This is a genomic window from Rheinheimera tangshanensis (assembly GCF_014645135.1).
Taxonomy (GTDB): Bacteria; Pseudomonadota; Gammaproteobacteria; order Enterobacterales; family Alteromonadaceae; genus Pararheinheimera; species Pararheinheimera tangshanensis.
In genome coordinates this window covers 979,987-994,185 of the sequence record NZ_BMLH01000001.1, presented here as the reverse complement: position 1 = coordinate 994,185, position 14,199 = coordinate 979,987, and the positions used below count along the sequence as shown (strand labels likewise).

Sequence of the window (14,199 nt, the reverse complement as noted above, 5' to 3'; positions counted from 1 at the left end):
CAAGTACGACCGGTGTATTAAATTACTTTTTTACCCATACGAACAAAGTTAGGTTTTACGACTTTCACCTGAACCAGTTTGCCGCGGATATCCACTTCAGCTGTGTCGCCAGTCGAAGCTGGTACACGGGCCATTGCGATACTGAAACCTAAAGTAGGAGAGAAAGTACCAGAAGTGATTTCGCCTTCGCCGCCTTCAGTCACAACTTTTTGGCCGTGACGTAATACGCCTTTTTGTTCCATCACTAAACCTACCAGCTTCATAGTGCCGGCGGCTTTTTGCTGTTCTAAAGCAGCACGGCCAATAAAGTTACGGTCGCTTGGTTCCCACGCAATAGTCCAGCCCATGTTGGCTGCCAGCGGAGATACAGTTTCGTCCATATCCTGACCATACAGGTTCATACCTGCTTCTAAACGTAAGGTGTCACGAGCGCCTAAACCAGCTGGTTTTACACCAGCGTCCAGCAGTTTTTGCCAGAAGTCAGCGGCTTCTTCGTTAGGTAAAGAGATTTCATAACCGTCTTCGCCTGTGTAGCCAGTGGTTGCAATAAACAAAGAACCGGCCTGAACACCAAAAAATGGCTTCATACCAGCAACAGCTGCTTTTTGCTCTTCTGTTAATAAGGTGGCTACTTTGGCTTTGGCTTGTGGGCCTTGCACTGCAATCATGGCGAACTCTGGGCGTTCGGTTACAGTGACGTTATAAGCTGCGGCTTGCTGGTTGATCCAGGCTAAGTCTTTTTCGCGGGTGGCTGAGTTGACGACTAAACGGAAGAAGTCTTCTGCAAGGAAATACACTATTAAGTCGTCAATCACGCCACCGGCTTCGTTTAACATGCCGCTGTATAAGGCTTTGCCTGACACAGTCAGTTTGTTGACGTCGTTGGCAAGTAAATAACGCAGGAAGTTACGGGTGTTTGGCCCTTGCAGGTCAACGATAGTCATGTGAGAGACGTCGAACATACCAGCGTCCTGGCGGACATTGTGGTGTTCTTCAAGTTGTGAACCGTAGTTCAGCGGCATATCCCAGCCGTGAAAGTCCACCATCTTTGCGCCACATTCTACATGCTTTGCGAATAATACTGTTTTTTGGGCCATCTGTATTTTTCCCAGTTTTTACCGTCGTATTTGAGGCTACAGCTTTATTGACTTTGCAATCTCGCTGTAACTTCAAACTACTTAGGTACCGCTGCCAAAGCAGACGTTAAATTCTGGCCTGTGCCGCTGGAGCTTTCAGGCCGCGTTATGCAACTTCAAACACTCAGACTTGCTGTCATCAGTTGGTCACAGAAATCTGCTTATAACCGGATGACATTTTTAAGATGAAGTGGATTATAACCGATGGCACCAGAGGCCAACAGCCCCTTTTGGATTAGATTTAATAATGCGAATAGCAGAGTTGTAGCCAACAACCCTGCAATTTTAGATCTTTTAACAGCCTGTCACTTGGCTGCAGGTCTTGCTTTTAAAGGAAGATCGCCAGAATCACCCAAAGCCGCTGCCATTATTTTTTGTTTTACGAAAGGTAGTTTGTCGGTCAGCGACATTCCCACACCGCGCACTAATTTCAGCAGCGGGTTTTGGCGGCCAAAGCCTTGTTTAAAGGCTTCCATAGCGGCGATCAGAGTTTGAGCTTCGGCTTTGCGCCAGCGCTCGTAATTTCGCAGCATACGTTGCTCGTTAATAGGTTTTTGCGCGTTAATTTGCTGACCTATTAGTTCTGCTAATGCGGCAACGTCCATTAAACCTAGGTTCATGCCCTGCCCCGCCAGCGGGTGAATGGTGTGAGCAGCGTCGGCCACCAGCACGGTTTTATTCAATACCCATTCGCTGGCATAACGCATTTTTAGCGGGTAGCTGTTGATGTCCGATTCAAGCTGCAACAAACCCAGCACAGAATTACTGGCTGCTGTTAAAGCTTTATTAAACTGATCGGCGGGCATGGCTTGTAATTCAGCGGCCTGCTCCGGGCTGGTACTCCAGACAATAGAAACCAGATTCGGGTCGGCCAATGGCAATAAGGCCAGCGGGCCTGTGGGTAAAAATACCTGACGGGCGCAGCTTTGATGCGGTTGTGTGGTACGAACTTGTGCTACTAAGGCCTGATGCTGGTAATCCCAAAAGGCGATAGGCATCTGTAGTTGCTGACGGACAAAGGAGTTAGCGCCATCGGCTGCCACCAGCAGTTTGCAGAGGATTGGGCTTTGGCCTTCAAGCGTCAGCAGGTTTTGTTGTTCGCTATTGCTGATAGTTAGAATGCGGCTTTGAAACAAGCAACTGACATTGGCTTTGCTTTTTAGTTTGCGGTAAAGCACGGCACGCAGCTGTTCGTTGTCGACCATCCAGCCGAGCTCATCACAGCCTTGTTCCAGCGCAGAAAACTCGATACGGCCAAAACTATCGGCTTCCCATACTTTCATATCGGTATATGGCGCAGCTGAGGTTAAATCCTGCCAAACGCCCAACTGACTCAATAAGCGTTTTGATGCCTGATTCAGTGCGCTCACCCGCTTTAAGCTGGGAGCGACCAGCTCTGGCGCCGGGTCTTTATCCAGCACAGCAATTTTAAGCGGTGAGTCGGCCAGCAACAGCGCCAGGGTTAAACCTGCACTGCCTGCACCTACTATACAAATATCATTTTCGACCATTGGTGATCTCTTTTTTAGGCGAAGGTTCTTTTTTTAAGTCAAAAGCGCCTTTAACTGGCGAATAGAATTCAGTCCCATGGCCTGGTTAGCCACAACTTGTTTTAAATCAGGACAAAGGTTTAACCCAAACAAGCCTGTGTTACGGCCAAGCGCCATCAGGCGGGATGAATTGGAAAATAGCCGAACCAAGGAGTCGGTATACAAAATCACTTGTTGCATATCAGGTAAACGCGCCTGCTGATAAGCTTTGGTTAATTGATAACAACCCACATCCGTCTGATGTTTTTGCAAAAGCAGACTTAAACTAAAAATATCCCGAATGGCCAGATTAAAACCCTGGCCTGCTATAGGGTGCAGATTATGCAAACTATTACCGAGTAACAGAGTGCGATGGCGCGCCGCTTCAGTGGCCCGTTTTAAACTCAACGGATAAACCACCCGCTGACCGACAGATTTAAATACCCCTGCCCTGTGGCCTGCGGCTTGCTGCAAAGCGGCTAAAAACTCTGCGTCGCTTTGGTTTAAATGCTGTGCTGCTTGTTCTGGCGTTAAAGTCCAGACCAGCGAATACCGCTGCCTGGTTAACGGCAATAAAGCCAGTGGCCCTGTTGGGGTAAAACGCTCAAAAGCTTTGTGTTGATGCGAGTCGGCTAAGCCTATATTGGCAATCAGCGCATGCTGCTGATAATCATCCGACTTCAGCTCAAAACCCGCTAAAGTGCGGCTTGGAGATAAACCGCCCTCAGCTATCACCAGTAACTTGCTTTGCAGTTGCGCACCACTTTTCAGGCTGATGTGCTGTAACTCTGTGGTTGGATTTAAGGCGCTAATAGCGTCCTTGTAAAACCAGCTTAAACGGCCTTGTGTTGTGAAGTGCTTAAGTTTTTGCCAGAGCACTTCGCCTATGGCTTCGACTTCAATCACCTGGCCTAAAGCGGATAACTGATGATCGGTAGCATTTAAGTAGGTTTTACCAAAATGACCACGGTCGGAAATCTGAATATGCTCAATAGCGCAGCCGCTTTGCTTTAAATCCTGCCATAAGCCCCATTGCTGCAGTAGCTCCACACTGCCATGGGCCAGCGCTATGCTACGGCTATCGAAGCTGACTTTGGAGGGCTGCTCGTCATTACCAAGCACAGGACTTTGTTCAACAATAGCCAGCTTTAATGCAGGGTTTTGACTCAGCAGCACATAAGCCAGCAGTGATCCGGCCATACCACCGCCTGCGATCACCAGATCCAAAGCTTGTTCTGCACTGTGAGTGTCTGACATCCATCAATCCTGTTGTTAGCTGTGGCCCTGCGCCATTAAGGCTTCGATTTCGGCGATTTCTTTCGGCACTAAGTCTGTTAAGTTGTCGTGCCCTTGTGCTGTGACCAGCAAATCATCTTCAATCCGTACAGCCAGGCCCCACCACTTCGGATCACAAGGCGACCCTGTGGGGATATATAAACCCGGCTCTATGGTTAAGATCATGCCCGGTGCAAAAGGCCGCTCTTCACCAGCAACTTTGTAAGCACCAACATCATGTACATCCAAACCTAACCAGTGGCCTAAGCCATGGATAAAATAGGTTTTGCAGGCGTTGTCTTTTACTAGCTGCTCCAGATCGCCTTGTAAAATGCCTAACTCCAATAAGCCTTTAGTTAGCTCTAAACAAGCTGCGTCGAGCGCATCTTTAAACTTATTGCCAGGTTTTACCTTTGCACAAGCAGCGTACTGAGCATTCAGTACCACCTGATATAACGCAGCCTGTTCCGGGCTGAACTTACCGCTAACCGGGAAAGTACGGGTAATATCGGCCGTATAGCCCTGATACTCAGCGCCAGCGTCAATCAACACTAAATCACCGTCTTTGAGCTGACAGCTATTGTCGGTGTAATGCAAAATACAGCCGTTTTCACCAGCACCCACAATGGTGTTGTAGCCAGCGAAACGTGCACCATGCATAGCAAACTCATGCAGGATATGGGCTTCAAGCTGATACTCCCACACACCAGCTTTGGCAGCTTGCATCGCTCTTTTATGCGCTTTGGCACTGATATAACCGGCCTGGCGCATCTGATGAATTTCGTCTTGATCTTTAAACAAACGCATTTCGGCTGTGACAGGCCGTAAATCCTGCTGCACTGTCGGTGCCACGTAGCCCCGTTTAGGGTAACGCCTTAAGGTGGCTAAGGTAGCTGCTACTTTAGCGTCAAATTCTGCGTAAGTGCCCTGCGCATAATAAAGCGTAGTTTTTTGATTCAGTGCTTTTAAAAGCTCTGTATCCAGCTCTGCAACAGGCAAAGCATCCAAACCCAATACAGCTTTGGCTTGCTCTGGCCCTAAACGGCGGCCTTGCCAGATTTCAGCCAACTGGTCCTTAGGGCGGCACAGCAACAGACTAGCAGTCTGTCCAGAATTGTCTTTGCTTAAGATCAAAAGCGCATCGGGTTCGTTAAAACCTGTCAGATAAAAGAAGTCGCTGTCCTGACGAAAAGGATATTCGGTGTCGCGGCTGCGGGTTAATTCCACTGCAGCTGGCACCAACACTACGCTGTTGTTTGAGATAAATGTAAGCAAGCGCTCACGTCTGTTTTGATGGAGACTCAAATTCATTGCGAAAGGCTCTTAATGCAAAGTTTTATTCTGAACTTCGTTTTTGCTGAATTTCAGCCCTACTTCGTTAAAGCAAGTCAGCACCAGCAAACGAATATGCTCCAGCACTAAAAAGTACGACTCTTCGTTACTCTCGGCGCTGTTGTCATCTATGGCAAATACGTCAATTTTGGTAATTTCGGTCAGCTCTTCTATCGCATCTTTTACTTCAGCCGAACAAATGGATAAATCGTTCTGTTGAATAGCAAAACCGACCAAAAAAGACTGGGTCCATTCGACCATAGCTTCGAGACGTTCCGGCAAGGAATCGTCGTCGCCCGGCAGCAATAACGCGAAGGAATAGTCGGTCTGTGCCAAAGATTCAGACGTTTGCATAATTAAATCAGAAATATCTGCTTTAACAGGGGCAGATAAGGCTTGTCCATCATTTAAGAAGTCATGCAGAACTGGTAAAATCTTCGCCGGTTCTGCGCTCACACCACCACTTAGCAAACCTGCGATCAAGCCATGTACTTCGGCGGCCGACGCCATCAGGTAAGATTGATCCAGCAAACTGGTCCAGTGATCGTAAGATTTAAAAATTTCTGTCGTCATAATTTTTCGGCCCAAGCGACTTTTCAAGGCAGCTATCCTACCATTTGCTGGTTCTACCCGCCAACAGATGGACGCCCCAATCGCAGGCCTAAGGGAACTATCATGCATTTACGTAAATTTCGTCCCGTTGACCCACCTCCGGCTGAAGCTGTAGTGAAAAAACCTGTAGTAAAACCTGCCGCCAGTGCAAAACCTAAGCAACTGACGATTTCAGTTTTAGGCCGTGTGCTGAAAGTTTCCTGTCCTTTAGGTGAAGAACAACGGCTGCAAGCGGCCATTGATGAACTGGAACAACGAGTCGCCAGTACAAAATTCAAACCAGGCGTGCATATGAATGAGGACGTTTTGCTGATGATTGCTCTAAATTTATGCAATGAGCTCGTCGAAGTGAAAAAGAAGGCGGAATAATCAAAAAGCTGGTGTTATACTGAGTTCGTTCTCTGAGTTGTCAGTGATTAGGTAGATGTCCCTGAGCCGATAATTGTTTTACTTTAGGGGCTCCTTCTTGTTGCTTTTGTGCAGGCTCGGCTCGTACCGAGAAGCCTACGGTGACAAACTGACTCCCGCCTTGAACCTTAGGTTCAAGGGCTGATACTTGACACGGCAATTCGGAGACAATTTTATCCCTCGTTCTTGAAGCCGCAGCTTTGATGGCTTCACTCCCTCAGCTCAATCATAGAGACAGTCTTAAAACTGCAGCTTTGCAGCTCACCCTTTCTGTTTTATAGTCCGGTTTATTTTTAAAATCTCAGGTTTAGTGTTTTGACTTCACGCCAACAGCTTCGCAGCCATGTTCGTCATTTGCGCCGTTCTTTATCTGCAGAGCAGCAGCACCAGGCCAGTCTGGATTTAGTAAAGCAGTTACTGCCTCGCCCTGAAGTACAGCAAGCTCAGCACATAGCTTTATACCTGACCAATGATGGTGAGCTGGATACCATGCCTCTTATTCAGGCCTTGTGGCAGCAAGGCAAAAACTTGTACCTGCCGTTATTGCATCCTGTCGTGCCTGGTTATCTGGTGTTTCAGCTTTATACCCCAACGACTTTGTTACAACCCAATCAGTTCGGTATTGGCGAGCCAGAGCTGAATTGCAGTCTGCTTTGCCCTGTCAGCCAGTTGGATCTAATCTTTACACCTTTAGTAGCTTTTGATCTGCAAGGCCAACGTTTGGGCATGGGTGGCGGCTTTTATGACAGAACCTTAAGTCAGTTAGATTCTGCTGCCACAAAACCACAGCTGATTGGCTTAGCCCATGATTGCCAGCAAGTGGAATCAGTACCCGTCGAAGCTTGGGATATTCCTCTACCCTTCATTTGCACTCCCAGCCGTTTTCGTACTTTTAGTGAACGATAAGTAAATACTAAAATTCTTTCAGCTCTTTTGCCTTTTGCCCCTTTTGCCCGATCCCCCTTTTCGGCTACTATCCGTCTGTATGGCTAAACGCAGTAAAACAAAAACGGTACCCCAATGACTCAAGATCAGATGAAAAAAGCCGCTGCCTGGGCAGCTTTAGATTACGTAACAGCTGGCACTATTGTCGGTGTAGGCACAGGTTCTACCGTTAATCACTTTATTGACGCGCTCGCTACCATCAAAGATCAGATCAAAGGGGCGGTTTCCAGTTCAGTGCAATCGACTGAAAAAATGCGTGCTTTAGGCATTACCGTGCTGGATTTAAACGAAGTGGAAAGTTTTGCTGTGTACGTCGATGGCGCAGACGAAATTAATCCGCGAAAGCATATGATTAAAGGCGGTGGCGCTGCGCTTACCCGTGAAAAAATTGTCGCAGCTGTGGCTGAAAAGTTTGTCTGTATTGTCGATCAAACCAAACAAGTGGATGTACTCGGCAAATTCCCTTTACCTGTAGAAGTCATTCCTATGGCTCGCGCTTATGTAGCGCGCGAGCTGGAAAAATTGGGTGGTCGCCCGGTGTGGCGTCAAAACGTAGTGACTGACAACGGTAATATCATTTTAGATGTGCATGGCCTTAGCATTACAGAGCCAGAAGAATTAGAACAACAAATAAACAACCTGGTCGGCGTAGTCACCAACGGTATTTTTGCCCGTCGTGCGGCAGATATAGTTCTGGTCGGTACGGCCGAAGGCACACAGGTCTTAAACTGAATTTAAATTGCAACACTTTAAAGAGAAGTAAAATGGAAAAATTTTCGCTGCCCAAAGACAAGATCAAGATCCTGTTACTGGAAGGTTTGCACCAAAGTGCGGTGCAAAGCTTTAAGAATCAGGGCTACAGCAACATTGAGTATTTAAAAACCTCTTTGGATGAAGCTGAACTGATTGAAAAAATCCGTGATGTGCATTTTATTGGTATTCGCTCACGCACCCAACTGACCGAAAAAGTGCTGGATGCGGCTACGAAACTGGCCGCTGTGGGTTGCTTCTGTATCGGTACTAATCAGGTCGATTTAGACGCGGCTTTAATGCGTGGTATTCCGGTATTCAACGCGCCTTTCTCTAACACCCGCTCTGTAGCTGAGCTGGTATTAGGTCAAATCATTATGTTGCTGCGTGGTATTCCGGAGCGTAATGCGGCAGCCCACCGTGGTGAATGGCAAAAAACTGCAACTCAGTCCTTTGAAGCCCGTGGTAAAACCTTAGGCATTATAGGTTACGGCCATATTGGTACTCAGCTGAGCATCATGGCGGAAAACATTGGTATGCGTGTGCAGTTTTACGATATCGAAGACAAGCTGGTGTTAGGTAATGCCACACAAGTCGATTTTGGTACTTTGCTGAAAACCTCAGACGTAGTGACTTTGCACGTGCCTGAAACCGCTCAGACCAAAAATATGATCGGCGAAGCTGAATTAGATCTGATGAAACAAGGCAGCATTTTGATCAACGCTTCACGCGGCACTGTGGTCGATATTGACGCTTTAGCGGCCGTGATGAAAGCAAAAAAACTGGCCGGTGCGGCGATAGACGTATTCCCTGTAGAACCGACCAGCAATGATGAAGAATTTATCAGCCCGCTGCGCGAATTCGACAATGTGATCCTGACGCCACATATTGGCGGTTCTACCCAGGAAGCGCAGGAGAATATAGGTTTTGAAGTAGCAGGCAAGATGGTGAAATACAGCGACAACGGTTCGACTTTGTCTGCAGTGAATTTCCCTGAAGTTTCACTGCCTGAGCACAAAGGCCGTTCACGTTTACTGCATATCCACAAAAACCAGCCTGGTATGCTGACCAAAATCAACGAAGCCTTCGCTAAACACGGCATCAACATTTCGGGTCAGTATCTGCAAACCAACGCTGAGATTGGTTATGTGGTGATCGATATAGATTCTCAGGATCGCGATCTGGCTTTAAATGAGTTAAAGGCGATCCCAGGGACGTTGCGCGCCCGCGTCCTGCACTAACTAAATTGGGGTCAGATCACATTGTTAACAGTTAACAATGTGATCTGACCCCAATTTTATTTTTAGAACGAATAGACGATAGAAGCTGCGGTTTCTGAGTCTGTGCTTTTCTTATCCACACCTACATCTGAATCGTATTTAATATTCAGGCTTAAACGCAGCGCCAGCTCGTTATTAATTTGTGCTGTGATAGCACTACGGCTGGTATAGCTGGTGTTATGACCGTCTAACGAAATAGCGTATTCCAGCGTTTGTTTGAACTTACTGGTTTCTGAGAAGTGATACTCAAAGTTACCGGCAGCGTACCAAATCATACCTGAGTTACTTTCACCTTCGGACGGTCTGTCATATGCGATACCGGGACCGGTTTCGAAGTCTAAGTAGTTCTGACCTTCTTCGTATAACCTGTTGGCATAACCGACGGCTACTGAGGATTGCTCGCGGAAAGCACCAAAACGGTCGTTTAAGTAGGCAGCCCGGCCGAATAAACTGCTGTCTGAACGGAAAAATTTATAGTTACTTTGTGCAGTCAAACCAACCCGTTGGCCTGTGGTGTTGTCTTCTTTTTCACCAGTAGCACTGTTGGTTTGAGTGTTACGTTGCAACAAGGTCTGGATGTAGTATTTGTTCCGAAAATCCTCCAGCTCATGTTTTAACTCCGCATTGGTGCGCACAGCTGTGGCTTCGGTATTACCGCGACTTAACACGACACCGACTTCAACATCTCCACCCCAAGGCGGAATAGTGCTTTGCTCTTCACCATGTGTTTTCTGAAATTCTTGTGCTTGCACAGAGACTACTGAACACAGTAGTACCGCCGACAATGCGACTACTAAACGCATCTTGTATAACCCTTGTTAAAAAATAAAAACGATTTTGACAGCTGCAAATGAATGCAGCCTTGCTGAAGCAGATTTTGACGCAAGACGGGCGACCATAAAGGTCGCCGCTACGATTTATGACTCAGAAGCTCTGTTGCTGATGTACTCAAGTGCCATGCTGATGCGTTTTAACACCCGCTCTTTGCCAATCAGTGCCAAAGTTGCATCCAAAGCTGGTGAGTTACCACCGCCTGTGACAGCTACACGTAAAGGCATACCTACTTTGCCCATGCCTAAACCCAGGCTCTCAGCTGCATCGTTAATAGCTTGATGTAAAGCCTCTACCGACCAGTCGCTCAGTTCAGCAAGTTTAGTCTGAACAGCAACCAGAGGTTCTGCAGCCACTGGGCGTAAGTGTTTTTTCGCTGCGTTTTCTTCAAACTCGCTAAAGTCTTCGTAGAAATACCGACTGACTTCGACCAGCTCTTTTAAGGTTTTCACCCGTTCAGCCTGCACTTTCACCAGTTCGGCTAAAGCCGGGCCAGTGCTGATATCCAGCTTCTGCTCAGCCACATGCCAGGCTAAATGTTTGGCTACATAGTCTGGTGCCAGCGTTTTCATATAATGCTGGTTTAACCAAATCAGCTTATCGGTGTTAAAAGCTGAAGGAGCGCGGTTACAGTTGCTTAAATCAAACAGCTGGACCAATTCTTCTTTGCTGAAAATTTCCTGATCGCCATGAGACCAGCCTAAACGCACTAAATAATTGATCAAAGCTTCTGGCAGGAAACCGTTCTCGCGGTATTGCATTACACCTACTGCGCCATGACGTTTGGATAAGCGTTTGCCATCGTCACCTAAAATCATAGGTACATGAGCATACTTAGGAATGTCGGCACCCAAAGCGGCCAGAATATTCATCTGACGTGGAGTGTTGTTGACATGGTCGTCACCACGAATGACGTGCGTAATACCCATTTTCCAGTCGTCGACCACTACGGTCAGGTTATAAGTGGGCGTACCGTCGCTGCGGGCTATGATTAAATCGTCCAGCTCAGCATTCGCAATTTCAATCCGGCCCTTGATTAAATCGTCAATCACCACCACCCCATCCTGAGGGTTTTTGAAGCGAATGACATAAGGTTTATCTGTTGGGTGGTCGGTACGATCACGCCACATACCGTTGTATTTCGGTTTTTCGCCAGCAGCCATTTGCGCTTCGCGCATGGCGTCCACTTCTTCCACAGTACAGAAGCATTTGTAGGCTTTGCCTTCAGCTAACAACTGAGCAACGACTTCTTTATATAAATCAAAGCGTTTGGTTTGGTAGTACGGGCCGTCGTCATAATCCAGACCTAACCATTCCATACCTTCTAAAATGGCATCAACAGATTCCTGCGTTGAACGCTCTAAATCAGTATCTTCAATACGAAGAATAAAAGTACCGCCGGTTTTACGAGCATGCAGCCAGCTGTATAAGGCTGTACGGGCGCCACCAACGTGCAGATAACCTGTAGGGCTTGGCGCGAAACGAGTAACTATAGACATAAAAAATCCACTGAAGGCCAAAAAATTGGGCGCTATTGTACCAATGCAAAGCCGTGATTGCACGGGAGAAGCTATGATGCGACAAAAGATTTAACTGCTTACTTTTAAAGCATACGGTTCACAAAGCTAAAAATATTATTGACACAAAAACCGTGCCCCCTATAATGACGGCCGACCACACGATGGATGCTTAGCTCAGCCGGGAGAGCATCGCCCTTACAAGGCGGGGGTCACTGGTTCGATCCCAGTAGCATCCACCATCTTTTATCAAAACTTTAAGATGTATCGTTGTAGTCAGTTGTTATGCCCAGGATGCTTAGCTCAGCTGGGAGAGCATCGCCCTTACAAGGCGGGGGTCACTGGTTCGAACCCAGTAGCATCCACCATCACATTTCAATGTGAATAAAAGTAACAATGCCCAGGACGCTTAGCTCAGCTGGGAGAGCATCGCCCTTACAAGGCGGGGGTCACTGGTTCGAACCCAGTAGCGTCCACCATCTTATCAGATGTCTTCGCGTAACAAAGAATAGTCCCAGGATGCTTAGCTCAGCTGGGAGAGCACCGCCCTTACAAGGCGGGGGTCACTGGTTCGAGCCCAGTAGCATCCACCAAAAACCTTTCGGAAAACATCGCACTCTTCACAAAAGACCAAGGCAGACTGGTTCGAACCCAGTAGCATCCACCAAAAACCTTTCGGAAAACATCGCACTCTTCACAAAAGACCAAGGCAGACTGATTCGAACCCAGTAGCATCCACCAAAAACCTTTCGGAAAGCACCGCACTTTATTTACAAAACAGAATCCAGTTAACTCTTTGATTTTATTCAATCCACACGTTTTGTTTTTACCATTTTTTCACTTATCTATAAATTTCCTAAATCAGAAAAACCTTAGCTGTTGAATTCATTTGAAAAAAGTCGAGATTTTCATCAATTTAATGGCTATATTTGATACAAATGATAAAAACACCTAATTCATCTATGACAGTAAAACTTAACAAAGACGTCCGGATACTGGTTGTAGATGAACAGCCTTTAACTCAGAATTATCTGCGTTATGCGCTGGAGAGTCTGGGCTATAGCAGTTTTATTTATGCTGAAAATTCTGCTGTGGCTTTAACTCAGTGCCGTGACAAAACCTTTGATTTGATTATTTGCTCTTTTAATTTGAATGGCAAAGATGGTTATCAGCTGTATCAGGAGTTAAAAGCTCGTAATTTATTTAGTCACAGTACAGGCTTTATTTTTATCAGCGCAGAAACAAACCCAAGCCTGGTGCATAGCGTTTTAGAATTGCAGCCTGACGAATTTATGGTGAAGCCTTACGCCATTAAAGACTTACAAGCCCGTATAGATCGTACTGTCCAACGTAAAAAATTATTCCGCCCTTTGTATACCTTGATGGATCTAAACAAAACCGGGCAGGCACTGAAAATGCTGGAGCAATGGCTGGAACAGGGTTATCAGCTCAAATACCACAACATGCTGCTGAAAATCAAAGGCGAGCTGTTGCAACAAGCAGGCCGCTGGACTGAAAGCGAACAGTTTTACAGCAACCTGATCCAGCACGACAGTCTGCAATGGGTAAAACTTGGTTTAGCCCGCTGCTTAATTCAGCGGGAAGGCTTTTCTGAAGCGATAGCCTTGTTACAACCTTTACTGAACAAGGTTGATTTAAAACTGGCTGCGCTGGATTTATTAGCTGAGATCCATCTGCGCCAGCATCTGTATAAAAAAGCTCAGGCAGAGCTGTTACAAGCGGCAGATATGGCACCACGTAATTTATTACGGCAACAAAAACTAATGAACCTGTCGCGTTTAACCCATGACTACGAGCAACAATTTAAAGCTGCCAGAGATTTGCTTAGATTTGCCCGTTTCTCTATCTACGAACAGCCTGATTTGTATCTGAACCTGGCACGAGCCTCTATTGATTACGCTTTAAGTATCGATGAAGAGGAACACATCATCCGCTTATCCAAGGTCGCCAATGAGACCTTAAATAATATGCGCCAACTCTTCCCTGAGCCACAGAAAGAACAACAACAAGCCGTAGTGCAGGCTCGGATTTATTATTTGAAAGATCAAATAGATAAAGCGAAGCAAATGTTGCTCACTCTGGATAAAACCCAAGGAGAGCTGGGTCCCGAAGATATTCTGGATAAAGCCAAAGCTTTGCATGAAGTGGGCTTATTAAGCCGTTCCAGAGAATTACTGAGGCAGCTGACTCAGGACGAAAATAAGCTGAAAAATGTCGACTCGGTATTTCTGAGCTATCTCAAACAAGAACTGCAAGAGCGTGAAACCTTGCCTATGGGGCCAAGAGAATTCAACAACAACGCTGTACTACTGTACGAAAAAGGCCAATGGCATCAGGCGTTAGACGCCTTTATCCAAGCCTTTCATATTATGCCGGGTAATGTCGGTATTGCTCTGAATTTGCTGCAATCACTAAGTTCAACAGAGAACATCAATCCTGCCATTCAAACTGAACAACTCAGGTTGCAGTGTGAGGTGATGCTTTCCAAAACCAAACTGAGTGAAGCGCAGCAAAAACGCTGGCAACAACTGCAAAGCCAGCAAAAAATAGCGATTTAAGGCTG

General features: G+C 46.6%; 12 protein-coding genes, 4 tRNA genes and 1 other RNA gene. 10 read left to right on the top strand and 7 right to left on the bottom strand.

The features are described 5' to 3' along the window. Positions 1-17 precede the first annotated feature (17 nt). The 5 genes from gcvT to IEW88_RS04480 all read right to left on the bottom strand — a co-directional run bounded on the left by gcvT (position 18) and on the right by IEW88_RS04480 (position 5,845). Entirely contained in the window at positions 18-1,097 is a 1,080-nt protein-coding gene (gene gcvT / locus IEW88_RS04500; protein ID WP_147904885.1) for a glycine cleavage system aminomethyltransferase GcvT, read from the bottom strand. A 344-nt stretch (positions 1,098-1,441) separates the two neighbouring features. Further along, entirely contained in the window at positions 1,442-2,647 is a 1,206-nt protein-coding gene (locus tag IEW88_RS04495) for an FAD-dependent monooxygenase (RefSeq protein ID WP_147904886.1), read from the bottom strand. Between the two features lie 33 nt (positions 2,648-2,680). Continuing rightward, on the bottom strand, positions 2,681-3,922 hold the full coding sequence (gene ubiH / locus IEW88_RS04490) for a 2-octaprenyl-6-methoxyphenyl hydroxylase (protein ID WP_147904887.1): 1,242 nt from the start codon (positions 3,920-3,922) through the stop codon (positions 2,681-2,683). 15 nt (positions 3,923-3,937) lie between these two features. Beyond that, a complete protein-coding gene (gene pepP / locus IEW88_RS04485; protein ID WP_147904888.1) occupies positions 3,938-5,251 on the bottom strand; it encodes a Xaa-Pro aminopeptidase in 1,314 nt (437 codons plus the stop codon). A 12-nt stretch (positions 5,252-5,263) separates the two neighbouring features. Further along, positions 5,264-5,845, bottom strand: coding sequence for a UPF0149 family protein (locus IEW88_RS04480; protein WP_053425579.1), 582 nt, complete (start codon positions 5,843-5,845; stop codon positions 5,264-5,266). Positions 5,846-5,947: 102 nt separating this feature from the next. Between IEW88_RS04480 and IEW88_RS04475 the strand changes: the two genes are divergently transcribed. The 5 genes from IEW88_RS04475 to serA all read left to right on the top strand — a co-directional run bounded on the left by IEW88_RS04475 (position 5,948) and on the right by serA (position 9,228). After that, positions 5,948-6,253 (top strand): cell division protein ZapA, encoded by a 306-nt coding sequence (locus IEW88_RS04475; protein WP_185148630.1) that lies wholly within the window; start codon positions 5,948-5,950, stop codon positions 6,251-6,253. A 26-nt stretch (positions 6,254-6,279) separates the two neighbouring features. Beyond that, a non-coding RNA gene (gene ssrS, locus IEW88_RS04470) (6S RNA) lies at positions 6,280-6,464 on the top strand. Positions 6,465-6,607: 143 nt separating this feature from the next. Next, positions 6,608-7,198 carry a 5-formyltetrahydrofolate cyclo-ligase gene (locus IEW88_RS04465; protein ID WP_147904890.1) on the top strand — a complete coding sequence of 197 codons (591 nt, stop codon included), beginning with the start codon at positions 6,608-6,610 and terminating at the stop codon, positions 7,196-7,198. 114 nt (positions 7,199-7,312) lie between these two features. Further along, positions 7,313-7,969 carry a ribose-5-phosphate isomerase RpiA gene (gene rpiA / locus IEW88_RS04460; protein ID WP_147904891.1) on the top strand — a complete coding sequence of 219 codons (657 nt, stop codon included), beginning with the start codon at positions 7,313-7,315 and terminating at the stop codon, positions 7,967-7,969. 32 nt (positions 7,970-8,001) lie between these two features. Then, positions 8,002-9,228 (top strand): phosphoglycerate dehydrogenase, encoded by a 1,227-nt coding sequence (gene serA, locus IEW88_RS04455; RefSeq protein ID WP_147904892.1) that lies wholly within the window; start codon positions 8,002-8,004, stop codon positions 9,226-9,228. Positions 9,229-9,290: 62 nt separating this feature from the next. On the opposite strand, the gene IEW88_RS04450 is transcribed toward serA, so the two are convergent. Together IEW88_RS04450 and gltX are read right to left on the bottom strand one after the other, a co-directional pair. Next, the gene (locus tag IEW88_RS04450; RefSeq protein WP_053425536.1) at positions 9,291-10,070 is read right to left on the bottom strand and encodes a DUF481 domain-containing protein; all 780 of its coding nucleotides are present in this window, start codon (positions 10,068-10,070) and stop codon (positions 9,291-9,293) included. Between the two features lie 114 nt (positions 10,071-10,184). Next, positions 10,185-11,597: a glutamate--tRNA ligase gene (gene gltX / locus IEW88_RS04445; RefSeq protein ID WP_147904893.1), complete on the bottom strand. Its 1,413-nt coding sequence runs from the start codon at positions 11,595-11,597 to the stop codon at positions 10,185-10,187. Between the two features lie 184 nt (positions 11,598-11,781). On the opposite strand from gltX, the gene IEW88_RS04440 reads away from it, so the two are divergent. The 5 genes from IEW88_RS04440 to IEW88_RS04420 all read left to right on the top strand — a co-directional run bounded on the left by IEW88_RS04440 (position 11,782) and on the right by IEW88_RS04420 (position 14,194). Then, positions 11,782-11,857, top strand: a tRNA-Val gene (locus tag IEW88_RS04440). Between the two features lie 50 nt (positions 11,858-11,907). Beyond that, positions 11,908-11,983, top strand: a tRNA-Val gene (locus IEW88_RS04435). Positions 11,984-12,018: 35 nt separating this feature from the next. Beyond that, positions 12,019-12,094 (top strand) — tRNA-Val (locus tag IEW88_RS04430). Positions 12,095-12,132: 38 nt separating this feature from the next. Next, positions 12,133-12,208: transfer RNA gene (locus tag IEW88_RS04425), tRNA-Val, on the top strand. A gap of 369 nt (positions 12,209-12,577) precedes the next feature. After that, on the top strand, positions 12,578-14,194 hold the full coding sequence (locus tag IEW88_RS04420; RefSeq protein ID WP_147904894.1) for a response regulator: 1,617 nt from the start codon (positions 12,578-12,580) through the stop codon (positions 14,192-14,194). Positions 14,195-14,199 lie beyond the last annotated feature (5 nt).

Bases quoted from the DNA above. Each gene is read 5' to 3' on its own strand.
- gltX (WP_147904893.1), bottom strand. From the start codon at position 11,597: ATGTCTATAGTTACTCGTTTCGCGCCAAGCCCTACAGGTTATCTGCAC.
- IEW88_RS04475 (WP_185148630.1), top strand. From the start codon at position 5,948: ATGCATTTACGTAAATTTCGTCCCGTTGACCCACCTCCGGCTGAAGCT.
- IEW88_RS04495 (WP_147904886.1), bottom strand. From the start codon at position 2,647: ATGGTCGAAAATGATATTTGTATAGTAGGTGCAGGCAGTGCAGGTTTA.
- gcvT (WP_147904885.1), bottom strand. From the start codon at position 1,097: ATGGCCCAAAAAACAGTATTATTCGCAAAGCATGTAGAATGTGGCGCA.
- serA (WP_147904892.1), top strand. From the start codon at position 8,002: ATGGAAAAATTTTCGCTGCCCAAAGACAAGATCAAGATCCTGTTACTG.
- ubiH (WP_147904887.1), bottom strand. From the start codon at position 3,922: ATGTCAGACACTCACAGTGCAGAACAAGCTTTGGATCTGGTGATCGCA.
- pepP (WP_147904888.1), bottom strand. From the start codon at position 5,251: ATGAATTTGAGTCTCCATCAAAACAGACGTGAGCGCTTGCTTACATTT.
- IEW88_RS04420 (WP_147904894.1), top strand. From the start codon at position 12,578: ATGACAGTAAAACTTAACAAAGACGTCCGGATACTGGTTGTAGATGAA.
- IEW88_RS04450 (WP_053425536.1), bottom strand. From the start codon at position 10,070: ATGCGTTTAGTAGTCGCATTGTCGGCGGTACTACTGTGTTCAGTAGTC.
- rpiA (WP_147904891.1), top strand. From the start codon at position 7,313: ATGACTCAAGATCAGATGAAAAAAGCCGCTGCCTGGGCAGCTTTAGAT.
- IEW88_RS04480 (WP_053425579.1), bottom strand. From the start codon at position 5,845: ATGACGACAGAAATTTTTAAATCTTACGATCACTGGACCAGTTTGCTG.